The sequence below is a fragment of the Enterobacter wuhouensis genome (genome assembly GCF_035835995.1).
Taxonomy (GTDB): domain Bacteria; phylum Pseudomonadota; class Gammaproteobacteria; order Enterobacterales; family Enterobacteriaceae; genus Enterobacter; species Enterobacter wuhouensis.
Genome location: NZ_CP142124.1, coordinates 805,156 through 828,526, shown reverse-complemented (window position 1 = coordinate 828,526; position 23,371 = coordinate 805,156). Strand labels below are relative to the sequence as shown.

The following is a 23,371-nucleotide window of genomic DNA, read 5'->3' as shown; positions in this document are numbered from 1 at the left end:
AGCGCAAGATGGTGATGGAGCCCTACAATCCCCCTCAGGATCCCTGGCTGGTCATTCTGTATCAGGATGAGCACATTATGGTGGTCAACAAGCCGAGCGGCCTGTTGTCCGTTCCGGGGCGTCTGGATGAGCACAAGGACAGCGTGATGACGCGCATTCAGCGCGATTATCCGCATGCTGAGTCCGTTCATCGCCTGGACATGGCCACCAGCGGCGTGATTGTGGTGGCGCTGCATAAAGAAGCAGAACGCGAACTGAAGCGCCAGTTCCGCGAGCGCGAGCCGAAAAAGCAGTACGTCGCGCGCGTCTGGGGCCATCCGGCCCCCGCGGAAGGGCTGGTGGATTTACCGCTGATCTGCGACTGGCCGAACCGACCCAAGCAGAAGGTCTGCTATGAAACCGGCAAAGCGGCGCAAACCGAGTATGAAGTGCTGGAGTACGCGCCGGATAACACCGCGCGCGTTCTGCTCAAGCCGATTACCGGACGCTCGCACCAGCTGCGCGTGCATATGCTCGCCCTGGGCCATCCGATCCTCGGCGATCGGTTTTACGCCCCGCCTGAAGCGCTGGCCTTAGCGCCACGTCTGCAGCTCCACGCGCAGACGCTCACCATTACCCATCCGGTCTTTGGTAACGCGATGACCTTTAAAGCTCCGGTAGACTTCTAAAAAAATGGCCCGACATCGTCGGGCCATTTTTCTATTTAAAACCTTTCTGCTCTTTTATGAGCTCGTACGCTTTCTGAATTTCCTGCGCTTTTTGCTTCGCCATTTCCATCATTTCTGGCGGTAAGCCTTTCGCGACCAGCTTGTCCGGGTGGTGTTCACTCATTAATTTACGGTAGGCACGCTTGATGGTTGTCGCATCGTCCGTTGGCTTCACGCCCAGGACGTTACAGGCATCTTCCAGCGTTGGACCGCGCTGCGCCTGCTGCCAGCCGCCGCCGGAGGATTGCTGCTGATAGCCGCCGCCAAACTGCGCGCCGCCCTGCATCATGCGCAGGAACTGGTCGAACTGCATGCGGGAGATCCCCAACTCTTCAGCAATGACGTATAAAACGTCCCGCTCATTGGGATGAAGAGAGCCATCGGCAAAGGCCGCCTGAATCTGGATTTCCAGAAACATCCGAATTAAATCAAAGCGCCCGAAGCAGATGCTGCGGAACTGACGCATTTTTTCGCGCAGCGGATAGTTATCCGCTTTGCCGATACGAAACGCATTTTGTGCGGCCAGGCGGGAATCGCCGTGCAGATTCATGCGATCCATAAAGATGCTGGCAACCTGAATATCGGCTTCCGTCACGCGCCCTTTGGATTTGGTTAAGTGCCCCATGACCTCAAAGGTGGTCGAGAAAAAGAGTGACTGACGTTCGCGCTGGTTGGCAAACCAGGCCATTTTGCGGCTGCGCGCCTTATCAAACATGTGCCCAATAATAAGCCCAAGTACGATCCCCCAAAACCCGGCACCCATTACGATGGCGAACGCAACGCCGATTATTTTACCCCAATACTGCATATACTCCCCGGATAGTCATGTTCCTGGTCGACGCAACGCCATAATCACTGTGTTCAAGCCACGGTCAATTGAAGGACATCGCCTATAATTTGCTTTATCATACTCGTCATTCGATAGCGAGCCTAACACTTGGCGCGCAAACGGGCAGGATTAACGCTGGTACTGCGCTGATGAGTAAGATAGTCTCTGAGCGTTTGTAAGCCGTAGCCACTGATGACGGAACAATAAAATACAACGTATGAAAAAACGTATCCCCACCCTCCTGGCCACAATGATTGGTGCCGCTCTGTACAGTCAGCAGGGGCTGGCAGCCGATCTCGCCTCGCAGTGTATGCTTGGCGTCCCAAGCTACGATCGCCCACTGGTTCAGGGCGATACGAATAGCTTGCCGGTAACCATTACTGCCGATAGCTCTAAAGGCACCTATCCGGACAACGCGACGTTCACGGGCAACGTCGATATTAACCAAGGCAATAGCCGCCTGCGTGCCGATGAAGTGCAATTGCACCAGAAGCAGCCGGAAGGTGCGGTCGAACCGGTACGTACGGTGGATGCACTGGGTAATGTGCATTACGACGACAACCAGGTCATCCTGAAAGGTCCGAAAGCCTGGTCAAACCTGAATACGAAAGATACCAACGTCTGGAAAGGTGATTACCAGATGGTGGGACGTCAGGGGCGTGGTGATGCCGACCTGATGAAACAGCGCGGTGAAAACCGCTACACGATTCTTGAAAACGGTACCTTCACCTCCTGTCTGCCGGGGTCGAATACCTGGAGCGTAGTCGGGAGTGAAGTGATTCATGACCGTGAAGAGCAGGTTGCAGAGATCTGGAACGCGCGCTTCAAGCTCGGCCCGGTACCTGTTTTCTATAGCCCGTATTTACAGCTTCCCGTGGGCGACAAACGTCGTTCCGGCTTCCTGATCCCCAATGCCAAATACAGCACCACGAACTATTTTGAGTTCTACCTGCCGTATTACTGGAACATCGCGCCCAACATGGACGCCACGATCACGCCGCACTATATCCACAAGCGCGGTAATATCATGTGGGAGAACGAGTTCCGTTACCTGACTAAAGCGGGTACGGGCTTAATGGAGCTGGATTACCTGCCGTCAGATAACGTTTATAAAGACGATACGACAAATAACCCATCCGGCGACGATCGTCACCGTTGGTTATTCTACTGGCGTCATGCCGGGGTGATGGATCAGGTCTGGCGCTTTAACGTCGACTACACCAAGGTCAGTGACTCCACCTATTTCAACGACTTTGATTCCAAATACGGTTCAAGTACCGACGGCTACGCGACGCAGAAATTCAGTGCTGGCTATGCCATCCAGAACTTTAACGCCACGGTGTCCACCAAACAGTTCCAGGTCTTCAGCAACCAGACCAACAGTACCTATGGTGCTGAACCGCAGCTGGACGTTAACTGGTATCAAAACGATGTGGGGCCATTCGATACCCGCGTTTACGCACAGGCCGTACATTTCGTGAATACCAACTCCGATATGCCGGAAGCGACGCGTCTTCATATCGAGCCGACGATCAACCTGCCGTGGTCAAACGACTGGGCGAGCCTGAACACCGAAGCCAAGCTGATGGCAACCCACTATCAGCAGAAGAATGTTGATAGCTATAACACCAGCAATGACGCACGCCTTGAAGAGTCCGTAAATCGTACCCTGCCGCAGTTTAAAATGGACGGCAAGCTGATCTTTGAGCGCGATATGGGGCTGCTGGCTGATGGCTATACTCAGACCCTCGAGCCGCGGATGCAGTATCTGTACGTACCGTATCGCGATCAGAGCAACATCAACAACTACGACTCCTCGCTGCTGCAGTCTGACTATAGCGGCCTGTTCCGCGACCGTACCTACGGTGGTCTTGACCGTATTGCTTCTGCAAACCAGCTCACTACCGGCGTGACCACGCGTGTATATGATGATGCCTCAGTTGAACGTTTTAACGTTTCTGTTGGTCAAATCTACTATTTCACGGAATCACGTACGGGAGATGAGCAAAATTTACAGTGGGAAGATAACGATAAGACAGGTTCTGTCGTTTGGGCCGGTGATACCTACTGGCGTATGACGGACCGCTGGGGTCTGCGCGGCGGCGTGCAGTATGACACCCGCCTGGATAACATCGCGAACAGTAGCGCCACTATCGAATACCGTCGTGATGAAGACCGACTGGTTCAGCTGAATTATCGTTATGCCAGCCCTGAATATATTCAGGCTACGCTGCCAAAAAACAACAACGATAAGACCTGGACTCAGGAACAGTATAAAGACGGTATCTCGCAGGTGGGTGCCGTTGCGAGCTGGCCGATTGCCGATCGCTGGTCAATCGTCGGGGCGTATTACTTCGATACCAACGCCAATAAAGCGGCAGACCAAATGGTGGGGCTGCAATATAACTCCTGCTGTTATGCGTTGCGCGTCGGTTACGAACGCAAGCTTAACGGCTGGGATACCAAAAACAATCAAAGCGAATACGATAACGTGATTGGCTTTAACTTCGAGCTTCGCGGCCTGAGCTCCAACTACGGTCTGGGTACGCAGAAAATGCTGCGTTCAAACATTCTGCCGTACCGTAGCTCATTGTAATGTGCTTGATTTACAACGTAATCCGCTCTGCGGTTAATTGAAATGGAAAAAGTATGAAGAACTGGAAAACGCTGCTGCTCGGTGTCGCTATGGTTGCGAATACCAGCTTCGCCGCACCCCAGGTTGTTGATAAAGTCGCCGCTGTGGTTAACAACGGCGTTGTGCTTGAAAGCGACGTTGACGGTCTGATGAAATCTGTGAAGCTCAACTCGGACCAGGCAGGTCAGCAACTTCCGGATGACGCTACGCTGCGCCATCAGATCCTGGAGCGTCTGATCATGGATCAGATCGTTCTGCAGATGGGTCAGAAAATGGGTGTGAAGGTCACTGACGAACAGCTCGATCAGGCAATCGCCAACATCGCCAAGCAAAACAACATGAGCATGGATCAGATGCGCAGTCGTCTGGCTTATGATGGCATTAGCTACCCAACCTACCGCAATCAGATCCGTAAAGAGATGCTGATTTCGGAAGTGCGCAACAATGAAGTGCGTCGCCGCGTGACGATCCTGCCGCAGGAAGTGGACGCGCTGGCAAAACAGGTGGGCACCCAGAACGATGCCAGCACGGAGCTGAACCTGAGCCACATCCTGATCCCACTGCCGGAAAACCCAACCTCCGATCAGGCTGCAGAAGCGGAAAGCCAGGCGCGTTCTATCGTTGAACAGGCGCGTAACGGCGGTGACTTCGGCAAGCTCGCCATCACGTACTCTGCAGACCAGCAGGCGCTGAAGGGCGGCCAGATGGGCTGGGGACGCATTCAGGAACTGCCTTCTCTCTTCGCTCAGGCGCTGAGCACCGCGAAGAAAGGCGATATCGTAGGGCCAATCCGTTCAGGCGTCGGCTTCCACATTCTGAAGGTGAACGATCTGCGTGGTCAGAGCCAGAATATTTCCGTGACGGAAGTGCATGCTCGCCACATTCTGCTGAAACCATCACCGATCATGACCGACGATCAGGCCCGGGTTAAGCTGCAGCAAATTGCGGCCGACATTAAGAGCGGTAAAACCACCTTCGACAAAGCGGCTAAAGAGTTCTCTCAGGACCCAGGCTCTGCTAATCAGGGCGGCGATCTCGGCTGGGCTGCAGCGGATATCTACGATCCGGCGTTCCGCGATGCGTTAATGAAGCTGAACAAAGGCCAGATGAGCGCGCCGGTACACTCCTCCTTTGGCTGGCACCTGATTGAGCTGATGGATACCCGCAACGTGGATAAAACCGACGCGGCGCAGAAAGACAGAGCCTACCGTATGCTGTTTAACCGTAAATTCTCTGAAGAAGCGGCAACCTGGATGCAGGAACAACGCGCCAGCGCTTACGTGAAAATACTGAGCAACTGATGAAACAGCATCGCGTTGTGATCACTCCCGGCGAACCCGCCGGGATTGGGCCAGACCTTGTTGTCCAGCTCGCCCAGCGCAGCTGGCCCGTTGAGCTGGTCATCTGCGCTGATGCAACGCTGTTACAGGACCGGGCAACATTGCTCGGTCTGCCTTTAACGCTCCTCCCTTATGTTGAAGGCCAGCAGCCCGCGCCACAGCAGGCCGGCACCCTCACCCTTCTTTCGGTCCCACTTCGTACGCCCGTTGTACCAGGCCAGCTCAGCGCTGAAAACGGCAACTATGTTGTCGAGACGCTGGCGCGCGCGTGCGACGGCTGCCTGAACGGTGAGTTTGCCGCGCTGATCACCGGCCCGGTGCATAAAGGCGTTATCAACGACGCCGGCATCCCGTTTACCGGACACACCGAATTCTTTGAAGAGCGCTCGCACAGCCCGAAAGTGGTGATGATGCTGGCCACCGAGGAGATGCGCGTCGCGCTGGTGACAACCCATCTGCCGATCAAAGCCATTCCTGATGCCATCACCCCTGAGCTCCTTCGCGAGATCATCGGGATTTTGCATCACGACCTGCAGACCAAATTTGGGATACCGCAGCCGCACGTGCTGGTCTGCGGCCTGAATCCGCACGCCGGGGAAGGCGGACACATGGGCACCGAAGAGATCGACACCATCATTCCGGTGCTTGAGGAGATGCGAGCGAAGGGGATGAACCTCAGCGGGCCGCTGCCTGCGGATACCCTTTTCCAGCCTAAATACCTGGATAATGCCGACGCCGTGCTCGCGATGTACCACGATCAGGGCCTGCCCGTGCTAAAATACCAGGGCTTTGGCCGCGGCGTGAATATCACCCTCGGTTTACCCTTTATTCGAACGTCCGTTGACCACGGTACTGCGCTGGATCTGGCAGGCCAGGGGAAAGCGGATGTCGGCAGTTTTATTACGGCGCTTAATCTCGCCATCAAAATGATTGTTAATACTCAATGACTAATCGAGTCCATCAGGGCCACTTAGCCCGTAAACGCTTCGGGCAGAACTTCCTCAACGATCAGTTTGTGATCGAAAGCATTGTCTCGGCTATTAATCCGCAGAAAGGTCAGGCGATGGTCGAAATCGGCCCGGGTCTTGCCGCGCTGACCGAACCCGTCGGCGAACGTCTTGACGAACTGACGGTTATCGAGCTCGACCGCGATCTCGCGGCACGTCTGCAAACGCACCCGTTCCTCGGGCCGAAGCTGACGATTTATCAGCAGGATGCGATGACCATGAACTTTGGCGAACTGTCAGAGAAAATGGGCCAGCCGCTGCGCGTATTCGGTAACTTGCCGTATAACATCTCCACCCCGCTGATGTTCCACCTGTTTAGCTATACTGATGCCATTGCCGACATGCACTTCATGCTGCAGAAAGAGGTGGTTAACCGTCTGGTTGCAGGGCCGAACAGTAAAGCGTATGGTCGTTTAAGCGTGATGGCGCAGTATTTCTGCAACGTGATCCCGGTACTTGAAGTGCCGCCGTCAGCGTTCACGCCGCCACCGAAAGTAGACTCTGCGGTTGTGCGCCTCGTGCCGCACAAGGTGAAGCCATACCCGGTCAAAGAGCTGCGCGTACTGAGCCGTATCACAACAGAAGCGTTTAACCAGCGCCGTAAAACGATCCGCAACAGCCTGAGCAATTCGTTTACCGTTGAGGTACTAGCCGAGCTGGGGATCGACCCGGCCATGCGTGCGGAGAATATTTCCGTCGAGCAGTACTGCAAGCTGGCTAATTACATCAGCGAAAATGCCCCGCCGAAGGAGAGTTAAGCCATGATTGATTCGCCCCGCGTCTGTGTCCATGTGCAAAGCATTTATGTTGAATCGCAATCCTCACCGGATGAAGAACGTTATGTCTTCGCGTACACCGTGACCATTCGCAACCTGGGGCGGATGCCTGTGCAGCTGCTGGGGCGTTACTGGCTTATCACCAACGGCAATGGCCGCGAAATCGAAGTCCAGGGTGAGGGTGTGGTGGGTGAACAACCGCACATTGATCCTGGCGAAGAGTATCAGTACACCAGCGGCGCGGTGATTGAAACGCCAATGGGTACCATGCAGGGCCATTATGAAATGGTCGACGTCGATGGCAACGCGTTCCGCGTTGCTATTCCTGTGTTCCGTCTCGCCGTAACCACACTCATCCATTAATCCCATGTCTACATATCTGATTGGCGACGTTCACGGTTGCTACGATGAACTGATCGCATTGTTAAAGCAGGTCGACTTTACTCCAGGCCAGGATACGCTCTGGCTGACGGGGGATTTAGTCGCGCGCGGTCCCGGCTCGCTGGACGTGCTGCGATTCGTCAAATCACTCGGCGACAGCGTACGCATGGTGCTGGGCAATCACGACCTGCATCTGCTGGCGGTCTTCGCCGGGATCAGCCGTAACAAGCCAAAGGACAGGCTCTCGCCCTTGCTGGAAGCGCCGGATGCCGACGATCTGATCAACTGGCTGCGCCGACAGCCGCTTTTGCAGGTTGATGAAGAGAAAAAGCTGGTCATGGCACATGCCGGGATCACGCCGCAATGGGATTTGGAGACGGCAAAAACCTGCGCGCGCGACGTCGAGGCGGTGCTGGCGAGCGACTCCTATCCTTTCTTCCTCGATGCCATGTACGGCGATATGCCGAACCACTGGAGCGAGGATCTCAGCGGCCTGGCGCGCCTGCGTTTTATCACTAACGCCTTTACGCGCATGCGTTTCTGCTTCCCCAACGGACAGCTGGATATGTATTCGAAGGAGACGCCTGAAAGCGCGCCCGCACCGCTCAAACCGTGGTTTGCCATTCCTGGGCCGGTGACAAACGAGTACAGCGTCGTATTTGGCCACTGGGCTGCGCTTGAAGGTAAAGGCACGCCAGAAGGGATCTACGGACTGGATACCGGCTGCTGCTGGGGCGGGGATTTGACCTGCTTACGTTGGGAAGATAAAGCGTACTTCGTGCAGCCGTCCAATCGACAGCTGGACTTAGGGGAAGGTGAGGCCGTCGCCTCCTGACGCATTCCCCTCACCGCAGGGTGAGGGGAAATAGCTTAACGACGTTCCAGAATCTCGAAGCAGTAGCTGTGCGAGTTCTGCGCGTCGGCATCGTGGAATTCGCTGAACACCGACTCCCACTCGTCCGGATCGTAATCCGGGAAATGGGTATCCCCTTCCACTTCCGCATCAATGTGCGTCAGATACAGCTTCTGCGCTTTCGGCAGGAACTGCTCATACACACGACCACCGCCGATCACCATGATCTCTTCGGCGTCACCGCAGGCGGCGATCGCGTCGTCCACGGACTTAACCCACTGAACGCGATCGTCAGTGCCCGGCTGGCTACTGATAACGATATTCTTACGGCCCGGCAATGGACGACCAATCGACTCCCAGGTCAGGCGGCCCATCACTACCGGCTTGTTTAACGTTGTACGTTTAAACCATGCGAGATCGGCAGGCAGGTTCCACGGCATGGCGTTTTCCATACCGATAACGCGGTCTACCGCCAGCGCTGCAATCAGACTGATCATTGAAAATTTCCCGGATGCAAAAAATTGCCGCCACTATACGGAAAGCTTAATCTTTCGTCGACTGGCGGCAGGGTAAAGAAACAGAAATTTTTTATTATTGCTGGCAACTCCACTTCACGCGGAAGGTTTACTCTCCGGTTCGTCTTCAGGATTGCCGGTATGCTTGCCCTCATCCGTGCCCTGCCAGCCGTGACGCTGGACCAGCGACAGGTGGTTGCGATCCTCATTAATGATTTCCGTCAGCATCGCGCTGGTGCGTTTAAACACCGCCGCGCGCTCCGACGCCGTGCTGCTCGCCATCGCCACCATCTCTTCGACCATGTCGGTGTTAAAGCGGCGGAACAGGTCGGCACGCTCGCGCGCTTCATACGCTCCCAGCCCCAGGCTTTCCAGCGCCATGCGGCCAGACTTCAGCGCGCCTTCGAACGTTTCACGCTCCGGTGCCGCAACGCCCGCCTGACGCAGCTGGATATAATGATCCACATCGCGCGCGCGGGAGATGATGGTCAGATTCGGGAAGTGCGCTTTCACCAGCTCCACCATCTGCAGGCTGGTTTGCGGATCGTCGATGGCGTTAATCAGCACCTCGGCTTTGGCCGCCCCGGCAGATTCCAGCAGATCGACGCGGGTCGCATCGCCGTAGAACACCTTCATGTCGAATTTACGCAGGGTATCCACGTGGTCAGGATCGTGATCGAGGATGACCATCTTCACACCGCTGGAGAGCAGTAATCGCCCAACGATCTGCCCGTATCGCCCAAAACCGGCAACGATGACGCGCGGCTGCTCCTCGTCGATCTCATCCGCCTCGCGCTCCTGGCCGCTACCCGATTTCTCCAGACGCGTCAGCACCACCAGCAGGATCGGCGTAGCGGCCATCGACAATGCCACGGCCAGCGTCAGCGCCTTCGCCCACTCCGGATCGAGCACGTTCGCCATCTGCGCCGCACCAAAGACGACGAAGGCGAACTCGCTCCCCTGCCCCAGCAGCACGGCGAACCAGCGGCGCTGTTTATTCGGTACTTTAAGCGGGCGGGCAATCAGCCACAGCATCGCCATTTTAATAACCAGGAAGCCCACCAGCAGGATAACAATCCGCAGCGGATGCGTAACCAGCGTGCCGAAGTCGACGGACATCCCGACGCCGATGAAAAACAGCCCCAGCAGTAATCCTTTAAACGGCTCGATATCGCTTTCCAGCGCGTGGCGGTATTCAGAGCTTGCCAGAAGAACGCCTGCCAGGAAGGCGCCCATCGCCATCGACAGCCCGGCCTCTTCCAGCAGAAGGCCAAAGCCAAACACCAGGAACAGAGCAACGGCGCTGAACACTTCGCGCAGGCCAGAGCGCGCAACAAACCGCAGCAGCGGACGGGTCACGTAGCGGCCCAGGAGAATAACTAACGCCAGCGCGCCAGCCACCTTAAGCGCCGACAGCGCGAATGCGCCTAACGTAGTGGAAGAGCCGCTTGCCGCCAGCAGCGGGATCATCGCCACCAGCGGAATGGCGGCAATATCCTGGAAAAGCAGTACGGAGAACGCGCTGCGCCCCATCTGAGAGACGGTCAGGTTGCGTTCGTTCATCGCCTGCATGGCAATGGCCGTTGAGGAAAGGGCGAGCGTCATGCCGATAAGCTCGGCTACCTTCCACTCCATTCCCAGCAGGATACAGAAGCCGCCCAGCAGCAGGCCGCAGGCCAGCATCTGCAGCGCACCGCCGCCGAACACCGAGGCGCGAAGCTTCCACAGCCTCTGCGGATCAAGCTCAAGACCAATGACAAACAGCATCAGCACAACGCCGATTTCCGCAAAATGCAGTATCGCTTCGGCATCGGTCACCAGGCGAAGGCCCCAGGGGCCAATCACGCATCCGGCAATCAGATAGCCAAGCACCGAGCCCAGCCCAAGGCGAACCGCCACGGGCACAATCAGCGCCGCCGCGCCGAGATAAATCAGCGCCTGTATCAGCGTATGGCTATCCATTGTGCGTCTCCTGCCACTCAAGTAAGCGTTGTTTGTAGTGGCGAGCCTGCGCCTGCAGCGTTTCATCGTCGCAGACAAAGGTACAGTGCATCGCAAAAGGCGGCAGCCAGTTCAGGCCACAGTAGAGCGCCGTCGCCTGGAGCGGCTGCGCCAGCACGTCAAAGCCGGGGAACGAACCAATATCGAAATGGCTTTCACCGCCGCCGGTGGTCACGGCCCACATCAGGCTTTTGCCCTGCAGCGCTTTGCCGTTGTGGCCATACGCCCAGCCGTGAGAAAAGACCTTATCGATCCACAGCTTGAGGAGCGGGGGCGTGCTGTACCACTGCATCGGGTGCTGCCAGATAATCAGATCGGCACGGGAAAGCGCCTCCTGTTCGGCGGCGATATCGATATTAAAATCGGGATAGAGTTGATAGAGGGAACGTATCTCTACGTTATCGAGCGTCCTTACCTGCTCAAGCATCCGCTTATTCGCATGCGAGTGCTGCGGATACGGGTGCGCATAAATTATCAGAATCATTAATTAGCCTGTTGTTTTACTGCTTTCTTTTACCAAAAGAGTGTAGTCAGTAATTCAGCAGGCTAATAGTGAATATTATTGACGGGCTAACGTCATAAATCTGAACTAGTTATCGAGTTCGCCCATTGATTTAACCTGGTCACGGTTAATCTGCTCGGTTTGGCCGGTTTCGGCATTTTTATAGGACACCAGGCCGGTGTCATCATCTACCTGCGGCTTGCCGTCGGTGACAATGGTCTTACCATCGGTGGTTTTTACGGCCTGATTAGATGAACAGCCCGCAACGGTAAACATTGCAGTGGCAGCCAGAACGGAAGCGATCAGTAGTTTATTTTGCATGGTGTTTTCCCCTGCTCTCAGTTGAATTTGGTTATCTACCTAACCATTTTAGGCTAACTGACTGAAAGCGGATGGAAAACCAGAAGGTTCCGAAGAAGGGAAAGGAAAACGTAGGGCGGGTAAGCGAAGCGCCACCCGCCATTTGCCCGGCGGCGCTGCCGCCTGCCGGGCCTACGTGATAAAGCAGATTATTTGCTGATTTGCGCGTGCATTTCCTGGACCGAAATCACCTTCTCGGTGGCATCCGCGTTCAGCGCCATGGCCGTTGCGAAACCGCCGTTCAGGGTGGTGTCGTAGTGCACTTTGTACTGCAGTGCGCTGCGGCGAATCAGCTTGGAGTCTTCAATCGCCTGGCGGCCTGCGGTGGTGTTGATGATGTAGGTGTATTCGCCATTCTTGATGCGGTCCTGAATGTGCGGACGACCCTCATGCACCTTGTTCACCAGGCGCGGGTTGATGCCGGCTTCGCCCAGCACAATCGCCGTACCGTGGGTTGCATCCAGCTCGAAGCCCTGTTTCAGCAGCTTGGCGGCCAGGTCAACCACGCGCTCTTTGTCGCCTTCGCGAACGGAGAGCAGCGCACGGCCCGATTTTCTCATGGTGGAGCTGCTGCCCAGCTGCGCCTTCGCGAACGCTTCTGCGAAGGTGCGGCCCACGCCCATCACTTCCCCGGTAGAGCGCATTTCTGGCCCTAACAGCGGGTCAACGCCCGGGAATTTGTTGAACGGCAGCACCACTTCTTTCACCGAGTAGTACGGTGGAATGATCTCTTTGGTCACGCCCTGCTGCGCCAGCGTCTGGCCCGCCATCACGCGCGCCGCCACTTTCGCCAGCGGAACGCCGGTGGCTTTGGAGACGAACGGTACGGTACGCGCCGCGCGCGGGTTCACTTCAATCAGGTAGACTTCGTTGTCCTTCACCGCGAACTGGACGTTCATCAGGCCGCGAACCTGCAGCTCGAAGGCCAGCTTCTGCACCTGCTGGCGCATCACGTCCTGGATCTCCTGGCTCAGGGTGTACGCGGGCAGAGAACAGGCGGAGTCACCGGAGTGCACGCCTGCCTGCTCGATGTGCTCCATGATGCCGCCAATCAGCACCATTTCGCCGTCGCAGATGGCGTCAACGTCCACTTCCACCGCGTCGTCGAGGAAGCGGTCGAGCAGCACTGGCGCATCGTTCGACACGCTCACCGCGGTCTGGAAGTAGCGGCGCAGGTCGGCTTCGTCATAAACGATTTCCATCGCGCGGCCGCCCAGCACGTAGGAAGGACGCACCACCAGCGGGTAGCCAATCTCTTTCGCCTTCTCAACGGCCATTTCGATGGCGGTAACGGTGGCGTTCGCCGGCTGTTTCAGCTTCAGACGGTCAACCGCCTGCTGGAAACGCTCACGGTCTTCCGCACGGTCAATCGCGTCCGGGCTGGTGCCGATAACCGGCACGCCTGCCGCTTCCAGCGCGCGCGCCAGCTTCAGCGGGGTCTGGCCGCCGTACTGCACGATAACGCCTTTTGGCTTCTCGATGCGCACGATTTCCAGCACGTCTTCCAGCGTCACCGGCTCGAAGTAGAGGCGGTCAGAGGTGTCGTAGTCGGTCGATACGGTTTCCGGGTTACAGTTGACCATGATGGTCTCGTAACCGTCTTCACGCAGCGCCAGGGAGGCGTGTACGCAGCAGTAGTCGAACTCGATGCCCTGGCCGATACGGTTTGGACCGCCGCCCAGCACCATAATCTTGTCGCGGTCGACGGACGGGTTGGCTTCGCACTCGTCTTCATAGGTGGAGTACATGTAGGCGGTGTCGGTGGAGAACTCTGCCGCACAGGTGTCCACGCGCTTGTAGACCGGGTGCAGGTCGTACTGGTCGCGCAGCTTGCGGATTTCCGCTTCACGCACGCCCGCCAGCTTAGCCAGACGCGCATCGGCGAAGCCTTTACGCTTCAGCACGCGCAGGAAGTCAGCGTCCAGGCCGTTGATGCCCAGCTCCGCGACCTGCTCTTCCAGACGCACCAGCTCTTCAATCTGCACCAGGAACCAGCGGTCGATGTTGGTCAGGTTGAACACGCCGTCGACGGACAGGCCCGCACGGAAGGCATCGGCGATGTACCAGATACGCTCTGCGCCCGCGTCCTTCAGCTCGCGACGAATTTTCGTCAGCGCTTCCGGGTCGTCCAGGCTCACTTTCGGGTCGAAGCCGGTCGCGCCCACTTCGAGGCCGCGCAGCGCTTTCTGCAGGGATTCCTGCTGCGTGCGGCCAATCGCCATTACTTCACCGACGGATTTCATCTGGGTGGTCAGACGGTCGTTCGCGCCCGCGAATTTCTCGAAGTTGAAGCGAGGAATTTTGGTCACAACGTAGTCGATGGACGGCTCGAAGGACGCAGGGGTGCGGCCACCGGTGATGTCGTTCATCAGCTCGTCGAGGGTGTAGCCCACCGCCAGCTTCGCCGCCACTTTCGCAATCGGGAAGCCGGTCGCTTTAGAAGCCAGCGCGGAGGAACGGGACACGCGCGGGTTCATTTCGATAACAATCAGACGGCCGGTTTTCGGGTTCACGGAGAACTGCACGTTAGAACCGCCGGTTTCCACGCCGATCTCACGCAGTACCGCCATCGAGGCGTTACGCATGATTTGATACTCTTTGTCGGTCAGGGTCTGGGCTGGCGCAACGGTGATGGAGTCGCCGGTGTGGATACCCATCGCATCGAAGTTTTCGATGGAGCAGACGATGATGCAGTTGTCGTTTTTATCACGCACCACCTCCATCTCGTACTCTTTCCAGCCAATCAGCGATTCATCAATCAGCAGCTCTTTGGTTGGGGAGAGATCCAGACCGCGCTCGCAAATCTCTTCGAACTCTTCGCGGTTGTAGGCGATACCGCCGCCGGTGCCGCCCATGGTGAACGATGGACGGATGATGCACGGATAGCCCACGTCAGCCGCGACGGCCAGCGCTTCTTCCATATTGTGTGCGATACCGGAACGCGCGGTGTCGAGGCCGATTTTCTTCATCGCCACGTCGAAGCGGCGACGGTCTTCTGCTTTATCAATCGCGTCGGCGGTCGCACCAATCATGGTCACGCCGAACTCTTCCAGCACGCCCTGACGCTCCAGCTCCAGCGCGCAGTTCAGCGCCGTCTGGCCGCCCATGGTTGGCAGTACCGCGTCCGGACGCTCTTTCTCGATGATTTTACGCACCACTTCCCAGTGAATCGGCTCGATGTAGGTCGCATCAGCCATTTCCGGGTCGGTCATGATGGTCGCCGGGTTGGAGTTGACCAGGATTACGCGGTAACCCTCTTCACGCAGGGCTTTACACGCCTGTGCGCCGGAGTAGTCGAATTCGCAGGCCTGGCCGATAACAATCGGGCCAGCGCCGAGGATCAGGATGCTTTTTATGTCTGTACGTTTTGGCATTGTCTTCTCAGCTCCTGATTATTTAGCGGTCTTACGGTATTGCTCGATAAGTTCGATGAAGTGATCGAACAGCGGTGCGGCATCGTGCGGGCCCGGGCTGGCTTCAGGGTGCCCCTGGAAGCTGAACGCTGGCTTGTCGGTGCGATGGATGCCCTGCAGGGTGCCGTCGAACAGCGACTTGTGCGTCACGCGCAGGTTAGCCGGCATGGACGCTTCGTCCACGGCAAAACCGTGGTTCTGCGCGGTGATCATCACCATGTTGTTATCGATGTCTTTCACCGGGTGGTTACCACCGTGGTGACCAAACTTCATCTTAACGGTGTTCGCACCGCTCGCCAGCGCCAGAAGCTGATGGCCGAGGCAGATGCCGAATACCGGGATGTCGGTTTCCAGGAAGGACTTGGTGGCGGCGATGGCGTAATCGCACGGCGCCGGGTCGCCAGGACCGTTAGAGAGGAAGATGCCGTCCGGATTCATCTTCAGCACCTCTTCAGCAGACGTTTGCGCCGGAACCACCGTCAGGCGGCAGCCGCGGTCAACCAGCATGCGCAGGATGTTGCGCTTGGCGCCGAAATCGTAGGCCACCACGTGGAACGGCAGCTCGCTCTCTTTTTTCGCTTCCGGCAGGTCGCCTTCCAGCGTCCAGCTCCCCTGCGTCCAGCCGTAGGCTTCCGCGGTGGTCACTTCTTTCGCCAGGTCCATGCCGTTCAGGCCCGGGAAAGCTTTCGCTTTTTCCAGCGCCAGGGCCGCATCCAGGTTATCACCCGCGATGATGCAGCCGTTTTGTGCACCCTTCTCGCGCAGCAGGCGCGTCAGCTTACGGGTATCGATATCGGCAATCGCCACGATGTTATGGCGCTTCAGGTAGGAAGAGAGGTCTTCGGTATTGCGGAAGTTGCTGGCAATCAGCGGCAGGTCGCGAATGACCAGGCCTTGCGCATGTACCTGAGAGGATTCTTCGTCAGCCGCATTGGTGCCGACATTGCCGATATGAGGATAGGTAAGAGTAACGATTTGGCGAGAATAGGAAGGATCAGTGAGGATTTCTTGATAACCGGTCATTGAAGTATTGAAAACGACTTCCCCAACCGCCGAACCCGTTGCCCCTATGGCCCGACCGATAAACTGGGTTCCGTCTTCCAGAACCAATAGCGCTGACTTAATCAAAACACCCTCCAGAGAATATTCACTCACTTTATTTGCATATTAATTCATAACCACATCATGAATCAATGCAAATGTGTTGCCAGCGGATTTTTGGCAAACGGCGGCATTCTGGGGATTTGGTGGGTAAAAGTCAACTCAAAACGGATATTTTGTTTATTCTTTTGCGAGACTGACGGCCTGAATGGAGATTAAGCGGCAAAAAGATCAGGTAAATCACTATAGAAACCGCTTGCGCGACAAGTTTAGTGAAAATCCAGGCGTGAGAACACTAAAAAGTAGACCAGATGGTCAAAATTTACATTACCGCAACACAAAAACCGAGAAAGAAATGCAGTTTTAGGCGTTATTTACTATTTTTTAAGTGAAGAGGATAAAATAAAAGGGCAATAAAATATTGCCCTATGCAATCAATATATTACGACTGCAATAACCACATCACGATGGGTAATAAATCTTACAGATTGTTAAGATCGAGTACGTCTCGCATATCAAAAAGTCCATTACGCTTGTCTTTAAGCCACAGCGCGGAACGTACTGCACCGTTTGCGAAGGTCATGCGGCTGGAGGCTTTATGCGTGATCTCCACGCGTTCGCCAATATCGGCGAACATCGCGGTATGTTCGCCGACGATGTCACCTGCACGAACGGTAGCAAAACCAATGGTGCCCGGGACGCGCTCGCCGGTGTGGCCTTCGCGGGAATAGACCGCAATGTCTTTTAAATCTTTATCCATTGCATAAGCAATCGCTTCGCCCATCGCCAGCGCGGTGCCGGATGGGGCGTCAACTTTATAACGATGGTGCGCTTCAACGATCTCAATGTCGGTATAGTCGCCCATGACTTTCGCCGCCTTCTCAAGCAGCTTCAGCATCACGTTAACGCCCACGCTAAAGTTTGCCGCGAAGACGATGGCAATCTCACCGGACGCATCCTGAATGGCCTGTTTACCGGCATCATCGAAACCGGTGGTGCCGATGACCATCCCTTTGCCGTGCTGACGGCAAAAGGCCAGGTGATTCAGCGTGCCTTCCGGGCGCGTAAAATCAATGAATACGTCAAAATCCTCTTTTACCGCGTCCAGGCTGCTTTGCACGGTTACGCCCATCTGGCCTGCGCCCGCAAGCTCACCCGCATCGGTACCCAGAAGCGATGAGCCTTCGCGCTCCAGCGCCGCGCCGAGCGCCACGCCATCCATCTGTAGCGCCGCCTGAATCAGCTGACGGCCCATACGTCCACCCGCGCCCGCAATGGCGACGCGGATCTGTGCATCATGCATAGTTATTCTCTTACGTTAAAATGATGTAAATCGTTTTCAGATTAACCAGCCTTCGCTGCGGCTGCCACTGAAAACGCCGATAATTAGAATTTAATGATAAACAGGGAGAGATATCAGTTAAAGACATGATCGTCAGCGAAAACCGCATGATTCCCGCACCACCAGCGCAGGCGGCAGGATGATCCGTTTAGGGGGTTCGTCGTTGCCCTGTATGCGGCTGTACAGTAACTCCCCGGCTTTGCGGCCAATCTCTTTTGCCGCCACCGATACGGTGGTTAACGCGGGCTGCACCAGCGCCGCTTCGGTAATGTCGTCAAAGCCGACCAGCGCAAAATCACGCCCCGGCTCGCGGCCCAGCTTGCGAAGGCTTTGCATCACCCCCAGCGCCACAATATCCTGATAGCAAATCGCCGCGCCGATCTCCGGATGCTCCAGGAGCAGCGCCTCCGCCACGCGCGCGCCGTCGCTTTGGCTGGCCTGCGAGGTTCTGATCCAGGCAGGATTCGGCGTGACGCCGTACTCCAGCAGCTTGCTGGTAAAGCCGCCGATACGCTGCGCCCGCGAGCCTGAGTTTTGGCTTCCTCCGATGAACGCAATGTGCCGATGCCCCATTCTGAGCAGATGCTCGGTCGCCATCTGCGTGCCCAGGAAATTGTCCGTTCCGACAAAATCAAAATCCGGATCGTTCAGCGGGCGCACGACCATGATAGCGGGAATGTTGCGCCGCTTCAGCCCGTCAAAAAAGGCCTGTGGCGTTTCGCGGGCCGCGCACAGCACCATGCCGCCGACGTTATTGCGCATCAGCGAATCGACGAATTTTTGCTGCCGCTCTGCGGATTCCTCGCTATTTGCCAGAAAAAGCAGGAGCTCATGGCGCTCCATTTCATGGCTGAGCCCCGCCGTCATCTCACCGTAAAACGGGTTGGTGATATCGTGTAATAGCAGCCCGACCTGGTTACTGCTGCGATTGCGCAAATTGGCCGCCGTCTGGTTGTAGACATAGCCCGACTCGTCCAGCGCCCTGAGCACGCGTTCACGCGTGCTTTGCGAAATACGGCCTTTGTTGCAAAGCACCATAGAGACCGTCGCCGTTGACACGCCGGCGCGTTTCGCGACATCGGCCAGAGTAATTCCCGTCATATTGCCTCCTTAGTCACCCCTACAGATTAATCGAATAACCTATTTTTTGCATTTTTCCCTGTGAGACTCTTCACACTACCGCCGCCGATCCCGATTTGATTGCCATTTATGGCGGGTTAATCGCGTTAACCACTCTTCTCAAATTCGGTTAATCGAATAACCTTAAATAACGAATACGGAGGATATAATGACCACTTACGACAAATTCCCCACGGTGACGATTCAAGGCTTTGACGACAGCGCATGGCAGGGATGGGAGGCGATTACCCGCATCCTTGCTGCAAAAACCCAGCAGCGCGGCCGCACTGTCCTGGTGATTGATTGCTATCCCGGCGTGCGCATGACCGAACTTGAAGAGAACGTGCTGCCGCGGTTACGCCCGGCGCTGACGATCAACGTTGAGCAGGCGCGACAGGATGAGCGCGCCATTCATGAGATGCTGGCGCGCAACCTCACCGACGACCGCGTCTTTGGCGTACTCTCCTGCCACCAGCTCGGTGAATTTTTCGATTCCGCGCGCTTAGAGGCCCTGCAGAATCAGGTGCATCAGTGCCCTGAGGGGCTGATTGTGATTTACGGTCCCGGCGCGGCGCTTGTCCACCCCGGTGATGTGCTGGCGTATGCCGATCTGCCGCGCTGGGAGATCCAGCAGCGCATGCGCAGCGGCGAGATGGGAAACTGGGGCGCAGAGAATCAGCAGGAAGACATGCTCCGCCGCTACAAGCGCGCCTTTTTTGTCGAATGGCGCGTCTTCGATCGCCACAAAACGCCGCTGCTCAGGCGCGCCGATTTTTTACTGGATACCACCCGAGCGGACCAGCCGGCGATGGTCAGCGGTGAAGCCCTGCGGGCGGGGCTTGAGCAGACGACAACGCGGCCTTTCCGCGTGGTGCCCTTTTTCGATCCCGGCGTCTGGGGCGGCCAATGGATGAAACAGCAATTCGATCTCGATCCCTCTGCACCCAACTACGCATGGTGTTTCGACTGCGTGCCCGAGGAGAACAGCCTGTTACTGCGTTTTGGCGCAGTGCGGATCGAGATCCCCTCTCAGGATCTGGTCCTGCTTGAACCTCGCGCTCTGCTGGGCGAGAAAGTTCACGCGCGTTTCGGCGCAGAGTTCCCGATCCGCTTTGATTTCCTCGATACCATTGGTGGGCAAAATCTGAGCTTCCAGGTCCATCCGATTACGGAATACATCCAGCAGCAGTTTGGAATGCACTACACCCAGGATGAGAGCTATTACATTCTGGAAGCCGAGCCGGATGCCGTGGTCTACCTGGGCACCAAAACCGGCACCGAACCTCAGGTCATGATGGACGATCTCCGGCGCGCGGGGCGGGGTGAAAAAGCGTTTGATGATGCCCGCTTCGTGAATCAGATCCCGGCGAAAAAGCACGACCATTTCCTGATCCCCGCCGGTACGGTGCACTGCTCCGGCGCGGGAACCATGGTGCTGGAGATCAGCGCCACGCCGTATATCTTCACCTTCAAGCTGTGGGACTGGGGCCGTCTGGGCCTGGACGGCCTGCCGCGTCCGGTCCATCTGGAGCACGGCGAAAAGGTGATTGACTGGCAGCGCGATACCCAATGGGTGCATCAGCATCTGGTGAATCAGTTCGAACCGATCGCGGAAGGCAACTGCTGGCGCGAAGAACGCACCGGCCTGCACGAGCGTGAATTTATCGAAACTCGCCGCCACTGGTTTAGCGAACCCGTCGTGCACCATACCGAAGGCGGCGTGAACGTATTGAATCTGGTGGAGGGCAGCGAAGCGATTGTCGATAGCCCAACCGGGGCGTTTGAGCCGTTTATCGTCCATTACGCCGAAACCTTCATCATTCCGGCATCCGTGGGGGAATACCGCATTTCACCGTCAGCCAACGCTTCCGGGCAGGCGCTGGCGACCATCAAAGCCTGGGTAAGGAGCTAGCGATGATTCATTTTCTTGTTGCCACCCACGGCCCATTAGCCGCCGCGCTGCTGGAAAGCGGCCGGATGGTGTACGGCGATCTGCCCGGCGTTCACGCCGTGTGCCTGACGGAACAGGCGGGAATTGAGGGCTTCCGGCGCGACTTCAGCGCCGCGCTAGACGCGGCAGGCGTTAACGCCGACGGCGTGCTGGTGCTGTGCGATATGCAAAGCGGCACGCCGTGGAACGTGGCCTGTGAGGCCGCGTTTAATCCGCGCACGCAGCCGCCGGTCGCGGTGGTGGCGGGGGTCAACTTCCCGATGCTGCTGCAAACCGACGAGGTGATGGCGGCACGGGATGTTCATCATGCTGCCGCGCACATTATCGAACTCACTCTGCCGACGCTGGTACAGGCGAAGCCGGTAGATTCTGCACAGACAGACGACTTTTAAGGAGCCGCATATGAGTATTTCTTTTGTTCGCATCGACGACCGCGTGATCCACGGGCAGCTCATCACACGCTGGGCCAAGGAGCTGCCCTGCGACGGCATCGTAGCCATTGACGATGCCGTCGCGGCCGACCCGCTGCTGTCATCGGTCATGAAGGGGGCCGTCTCAGATACCAAAGTGTGGCTGTTCGATACGGCCACCGCGATCGAAAAACTGCCAAAAGTGATCGCCAGCGAGAAGCGTTATTTTGTGATCGGCAAATCTCCGATCACGCTGCAGCGCATTGAACAGGCCGGCATTAGCCTGAAAAACAGCAACGGCAAAATCAACGTGGGGCCGATGAGCGCTCGCGCCAACACCACCACTATCGGCCCGAATCAGTCGGTCACCCAGGATGAAGCGGCGGCATTCGACTGGCTGAGCGAACACGGACACGCGATCGAATTCCGCCTGGTGCCCGATGCCAGTTTTTACACCTGGCAGGACGCCAGACAAAAGCTGAAATAAGGAGCAGACAATGATTATCGAAGCGTCTTTAATTGGCCTGCTGTGTTATCTGGGCGCGCTCAGCAGCCCGTGGCTTTTAGGGCTGACCGGCGGCTGGTATCTCCTCTCCCGACCGCTGATTTCCGGGATGCTGGTTGGCCTGATCCTGGGCGATATCAAGACCGGTATCATGATTGGCGTGGCGGTGCAGGCGGTCTATATCGCGATGGTCACCCCCGGCGGCTCGATGCCCGCAGATTTAAACTTCGTGGCGTATCCGGCCATTGCGCTGGGGATACTTTCCGGTAAAGGACCGGAGGTTGCCGTCGCGCTGGCGGCAACCATCGGTATCGCCGGAACGATTCTCTTCAATGCCATGATGGTGCTGAACTCGTTCTGGAACCATCGGGCGGATGTGGCCCTGGAGAACGGCGACGAGCGCGGGATCTACCTCAACAGCGCCATCTGGCCGCAGGCGATGAACTTCGTGCTGCGCTTTGTGCCTACCTTTATCGCCGTCTTTTTTGGCGCGCAGTACATCAGCGGCTTTATGGACAGCCTGCCGCACGTCGTGCTGTCCACCATGAACGTGCTGGGCGGCATTTTGCCCGCCGTCGGTATTGCCATCCTGCTTAAGCAGATCATCAAAAGCTATACCATGCTCATCTACTTTCTGGTGGGCTTCGTCTGCATCGTTTTCCTGAAGCTCAATATGGTTGCGCTGGTGATCGTGGGCGCCCTGCTGGCGCTGATCCATTACAACTATAAACCCGAAGCACCGCAGGCCGTGACTTCAGCACCCGTACCCGACGACGAGGATGAATTCTGATGGAAGAACGTAAACTCACCCGCAAGGATCTGCGCCGCTGCTGGCGGGCGTGGATGATGCACAACCTCTCCTCAATGAGCTTTGAGCGTCTGGAATCCTTCGGCTTTTGCCTGAGCATGCTGCCGGTGGCAAAAAAGCTCTATCCCGACGCGGCTCAGCGCACCGAGATGCTGCGCCGCCACGCGTCGTTCTACAACACCGAGCCACAGATTGGCGCGATTGTTAACGGTATGGCGCTGGGGCTGGAAGAGAAGAAAGCCAACGGCGAGCCAATTGATGGGGAAACCATAAACACCCTGAAGGTGGGCCTGATGGGGCCGATCGCCGGGATCGGCGATTCGATGATCCCCGGCATGCTGATCCCGATCCTCCTCAGCATTGGGATGGCGCTGGCGGCTGGCGGTAATATCCTCGGCCCGCTGTTTTATACCGTCGCGTGGCTCGCCATTATTCTCCCCGGCTCCTGGTTCCTGTTCCTTAAGGGCTACCAGATGGGCTCAGGCTCCGTTGAGATGCTCGTCAGCAGCAAATCCACCCGGCTGCGGGAAGCGCTTTCGCTGCTGGGCGTTTTCGTCATGGGCGGCGTGGCGGCCAGCTACGTGAAGCTGGGAACCGGGCTGGAGTTCATCACCCGCGATGGGGTTAACATTCACGTGCAGCAGATGCTGGACGGTATTTTCCCACAGCTGCTTCCGCTGGCCGTGGTGCTGGGGACATGGTATCTGATGGCAAAACGCGGCGTATCGCCGGTAAAAGCGATGGTATTGCTGCTCATACTCGCCGCGCTTGGCGTAGCGTCCGGGTTGTTTGCCGGATAAGAGAACCGGGGCAATG

21 protein-coding genes are annotated in these 23,371 nt (G+C 56.9%); 12 read left to right on the top strand and 9 right to left on the bottom strand.

The features are described from left to right. Window positions 1-8 precede the first annotated feature (8 nt). A complete protein-coding gene (rluA, locus tag VPX56_RS04045; RefSeq protein ID WP_326470029.1) occupies window positions 9-668 on the top strand; it encodes a bifunctional tRNA pseudouridine(32) synthase/23S rRNA pseudouridine(746) synthase RluA in 660 nt (219 codons plus the stop codon). Window positions 669-699: 31 nt separating this feature from the next. On the opposite strand, the gene djlA is transcribed toward rluA, so the two are convergent. Continuing rightward, the gene (gene djlA, locus VPX56_RS04040; protein WP_131633975.1) at window positions 700-1,515 is read right to left on the bottom strand and encodes a co-chaperone DjlA; all 816 of its coding nucleotides are present in this window, start codon (window positions 1,513-1,515) and stop codon (window positions 700-702) included. A gap of 238 nt (window positions 1,516-1,753) precedes the next feature. Between djlA and lptD the strand changes: the two genes are divergently transcribed. From lptD to apaH, 6 genes are read left to right on the top strand one after another with little or no spacing between them, the layout of a single operon-like run. Then, window positions 1,754-4,132 carry an LPS assembly protein LptD gene (gene lptD, locus VPX56_RS04035; protein ID WP_326470027.1) on the top strand — a complete coding sequence of 793 codons (2,379 nt, stop codon included), beginning with the start codon at window positions 1,754-1,756 and terminating at the stop codon, window positions 4,130-4,132. A gap of 53 nt (window positions 4,133-4,185) precedes the next feature. Further along, on the top strand, window positions 4,186-5,472 hold the full coding sequence (surA, locus tag VPX56_RS04030) for a peptidylprolyl isomerase SurA (protein WP_131633977.1): 1,287 nt from the start codon (window positions 4,186-4,188) through the stop codon (window positions 5,470-5,472). Further along, window positions 5,472-6,458, top strand: coding sequence for a 4-hydroxythreonine-4-phosphate dehydrogenase PdxA (gene pdxA, locus VPX56_RS04025; protein ID WP_407655108.1), 987 nt, complete (start codon window positions 5,472-5,474; stop codon window positions 6,456-6,458). The genes surA and pdxA overlap by 1 nt, the downstream gene beginning before the upstream one ends. Beyond that, window positions 6,455-7,276, top strand: a complete 822-nt coding sequence (rsmA, locus tag VPX56_RS04020; RefSeq protein WP_131633979.1) for a 16S rRNA (adenine(1518)-N(6)/adenine(1519)-N(6))-dimethyltransferase RsmA — start codon at window positions 6,455-6,457, stop codon at window positions 7,274-7,276. Before pdxA ends, rsmA begins: the two co-directional genes overlap by 4 nt. A 3-nt stretch (window positions 7,277-7,279) precedes the next feature. Continuing rightward, window positions 7,280-7,657 carry a Co2+/Mg2+ efflux protein ApaG gene (gene apaG, locus VPX56_RS04015; RefSeq protein WP_131633980.1) on the top strand — a complete coding sequence of 126 codons (378 nt, stop codon included), beginning with the start codon at window positions 7,280-7,282 and terminating at the stop codon, window positions 7,655-7,657. Between the two features lie 4 nt (window positions 7,658-7,661). After that, window positions 7,662-8,510 carry a bis(5'-nucleosyl)-tetraphosphatase (symmetrical) ApaH gene (gene apaH, locus VPX56_RS04010; RefSeq protein WP_131633981.1) on the top strand — a complete coding sequence of 283 codons (849 nt, stop codon included), beginning with the start codon at window positions 7,662-7,664 and terminating at the stop codon, window positions 8,508-8,510. A 35-nt stretch (window positions 8,511-8,545) separates the two neighbouring features. Here the strand turns inward: apaH and folA are convergent, their stop codons facing one another. From folA to VPX56_RS03970, 8 genes are all read right to left on the bottom strand, one after another. Continuing rightward, window positions 8,546-9,025 carry a type 3 dihydrofolate reductase gene (gene folA, locus VPX56_RS04005; RefSeq protein ID WP_263610008.1) on the bottom strand — a complete coding sequence of 160 codons (480 nt, stop codon included), beginning with the start codon at window positions 9,023-9,025 and terminating at the stop codon, window positions 8,546-8,548. A 114-nt stretch (window positions 9,026-9,139) separates the two neighbouring features. Further along, entirely contained in the window at window positions 9,140-11,005 is a 1,866-nt protein-coding gene (kefC, locus tag VPX56_RS04000; protein WP_263610007.1) for a glutathione-regulated potassium-efflux system protein KefC, read from the bottom strand. Then, window positions 10,998-11,528, bottom strand: a complete 531-nt coding sequence (kefF, locus tag VPX56_RS03995) for a glutathione-regulated potassium-efflux system oxidoreductase KefF (RefSeq protein ID WP_131633984.1) — start codon at window positions 11,526-11,528, stop codon at window positions 10,998-11,000. Before kefF ends, kefC begins: the two co-directional genes overlap by 8 nt. Window positions 11,529-11,633: 105 nt before the next feature. After that, a complete protein-coding gene (locus VPX56_RS03990; RefSeq protein ID WP_003856439.1) occupies window positions 11,634-11,867 on the bottom strand; it encodes a YgdI/YgdR family lipoprotein in 234 nt (77 codons plus the stop codon). A 188-nt stretch (window positions 11,868-12,055) separates the two neighbouring features. Further along, complete coding sequence (gene carB, locus VPX56_RS03985) at window positions 12,056-15,280, bottom strand: carbamoyl-phosphate synthase large subunit (RefSeq protein WP_039260850.1); 3,225 nt, start codon at window positions 15,278-15,280, stop codon at window positions 12,056-12,058. A gap of 18 nt (window positions 15,281-15,298) precedes the next feature. Beyond that, window positions 15,299-16,447, bottom strand: a complete 1,149-nt coding sequence (gene carA, locus VPX56_RS03980) for a glutamine-hydrolyzing carbamoyl-phosphate synthase small subunit (RefSeq protein WP_326470017.1) — start codon at window positions 16,445-16,447, stop codon at window positions 15,299-15,301. A gap of 454 nt (window positions 16,448-16,901) precedes the next feature. Beyond that, window positions 16,902-17,723, bottom strand: coding sequence for a 4-hydroxy-tetrahydrodipicolinate reductase (gene dapB, locus VPX56_RS03975; RefSeq protein WP_326470015.1), 822 nt, complete (start codon window positions 17,721-17,723; stop codon window positions 16,902-16,904). Window positions 17,724-17,855: 132 nt separating this feature from the next. After that, a complete protein-coding gene (locus VPX56_RS03970; RefSeq protein ID WP_248272753.1) occupies window positions 17,856-18,863 on the bottom strand; it encodes a LacI family DNA-binding transcriptional regulator in 1,008 nt (335 codons plus the stop codon). 187 nt (window positions 18,864-19,050) lie between these two features. On the opposite strand from VPX56_RS03970, the gene VPX56_RS03965 reads away from it, so the two are divergent. Genes VPX56_RS03965 through VPX56_RS03945 form a run of 5 tightly spaced genes read left to right on the top strand, consistent with a single transcriptional unit; the run spans window position 19,051 to window position 23,355 of the window. Continuing rightward, entirely contained in the window at window positions 19,051-20,793 is a 1,743-nt protein-coding gene (locus VPX56_RS03965) for a class I mannose-6-phosphate isomerase (protein ID WP_326470010.1), read from the top strand. Window positions 20,794-20,795: 2 nt separating this feature from the next. Then, window positions 20,796-21,224 (top strand): PTS sugar transporter subunit IIA, encoded by a 429-nt coding sequence (locus tag VPX56_RS03960; RefSeq protein WP_131633990.1) that lies wholly within the window; start codon window positions 20,796-20,798, stop codon window positions 21,222-21,224. A 10-nt stretch (window positions 21,225-21,234) separates the two neighbouring features. Next, the gene (locus VPX56_RS03955; protein ID WP_131633991.1) at window positions 21,235-21,729 is read left to right on the top strand and encodes a PTS sugar transporter subunit IIB; all 495 of its coding nucleotides are present in this window, start codon (window positions 21,235-21,237) and stop codon (window positions 21,727-21,729) included. A 10-nt stretch (window positions 21,730-21,739) separates the two neighbouring features. Beyond that, window positions 21,740-22,537: a PTS mannose/fructose/sorbose/N-acetylgalactosamine transporter subunit IIC gene (locus VPX56_RS03950; protein ID WP_131633992.1), complete on the top strand. Its 798-nt coding sequence runs from the start codon at window positions 21,740-21,742 to the stop codon at window positions 22,535-22,537. Then, a complete protein-coding gene (locus tag VPX56_RS03945) occupies window positions 22,537-23,355 on the top strand; it encodes a PTS system mannose/fructose/sorbose family transporter subunit IID (RefSeq protein ID WP_131633993.1) in 819 nt (272 codons plus the stop codon). Before VPX56_RS03950 ends, VPX56_RS03945 begins: the two co-directional genes overlap by 1 nt. Window positions 23,356-23,371: the final 16 nt, after the last annotated feature.

Excerpts from the sequence above, each read along its gene's own strand:
- rluA (WP_326470029.1), top strand. The coding sequence starts at position 9 with ATGGTGATGGAGCCCTACAATCCCCCTCAGGATCCCTGGCTGGTCATT.
- djlA (WP_131633975.1), bottom strand. The coding sequence starts at position 1,515 with ATGCAGTATTGGGGTAAAATAATCGGCGTTGCGTTCGCCATCGTAATG.
- lptD (WP_326470027.1), top strand. The coding sequence starts at position 1,754 with ATGAAAAAACGTATCCCCACCCTCCTGGCCACAATGATTGGTGCCGCT.
- surA (WP_131633977.1), top strand. The coding sequence starts at position 4,186 with ATGAAGAACTGGAAAACGCTGCTGCTCGGTGTCGCTATGGTTGCGAAT.
- pdxA (WP_407655108.1), top strand. The coding sequence starts at position 5,472 with ATGAAACAGCATCGCGTTGTGATCACTCCCGGCGAACCCGCCGGGATT.
- rsmA (WP_131633979.1), top strand. The coding sequence starts at position 6,455 with ATGACTAATCGAGTCCATCAGGGCCACTTAGCCCGTAAACGCTTCGGG.
- apaG (WP_131633980.1), top strand. The coding sequence starts at position 7,280 with ATGATTGATTCGCCCCGCGTCTGTGTCCATGTGCAAAGCATTTATGTT.
- apaH (WP_131633981.1), top strand. The coding sequence starts at position 7,662 with ATGTCTACATATCTGATTGGCGACGTTCACGGTTGCTACGATGAACTG.
- folA (WP_263610008.1), bottom strand. The coding sequence starts at position 9,025 with ATGATCAGTCTGATTGCAGCGCTGGCGGTAGACCGCGTTATCGGTATG.
- kefC (WP_263610007.1), bottom strand. The coding sequence starts at position 11,005 with ATGGATAGCCATACGCTGATACAGGCGCTGATTTATCTCGGCGCGGCG.
- kefF (WP_131633984.1), bottom strand. The coding sequence starts at position 11,528 with ATGATTCTGATAATTTATGCGCACCCGTATCCGCAGCACTCGCATGCG.
- VPX56_RS03990 (WP_003856439.1), bottom strand. The coding sequence starts at position 11,867 with ATGCAAAATAAACTACTGATCGCTTCCGTTCTGGCTGCCACTGCAATG.
- carB (WP_039260850.1), bottom strand. The coding sequence starts at position 15,280 with ATGCCAAAACGTACAGACATAAAAAGCATCCTGATCCTCGGCGCTGGC.
- dapB (WP_326470015.1), bottom strand. The coding sequence starts at position 17,723 with ATGCATGATGCACAGATCCGCGTCGCCATTGCGGGCGCGGGTGGACGT.
- VPX56_RS03970 (WP_248272753.1), bottom strand. The coding sequence starts at position 18,863 with ATGACGGGAATTACTCTGGCCGATGTCGCGAAACGCGCCGGCGTGTCA.
- VPX56_RS03965 (WP_326470010.1), top strand. The coding sequence starts at position 19,051 with ATGACCACTTACGACAAATTCCCCACGGTGACGATTCAAGGCTTTGAC.
- VPX56_RS03960 (WP_131633990.1), top strand. The coding sequence starts at position 20,796 with ATGATTCATTTTCTTGTTGCCACCCACGGCCCATTAGCCGCCGCGCTG.
- VPX56_RS03955 (WP_131633991.1), top strand. The coding sequence starts at position 21,235 with ATGAGTATTTCTTTTGTTCGCATCGACGACCGCGTGATCCACGGGCAG.
- VPX56_RS03950 (WP_131633992.1), top strand. The coding sequence starts at position 21,740 with ATGATTATCGAAGCGTCTTTAATTGGCCTGCTGTGTTATCTGGGCGCG.
- VPX56_RS03945 (WP_131633993.1), top strand. The coding sequence starts at position 22,537 with ATGGAAGAACGTAAACTCACCCGCAAGGATCTGCGCCGCTGCTGGCGG.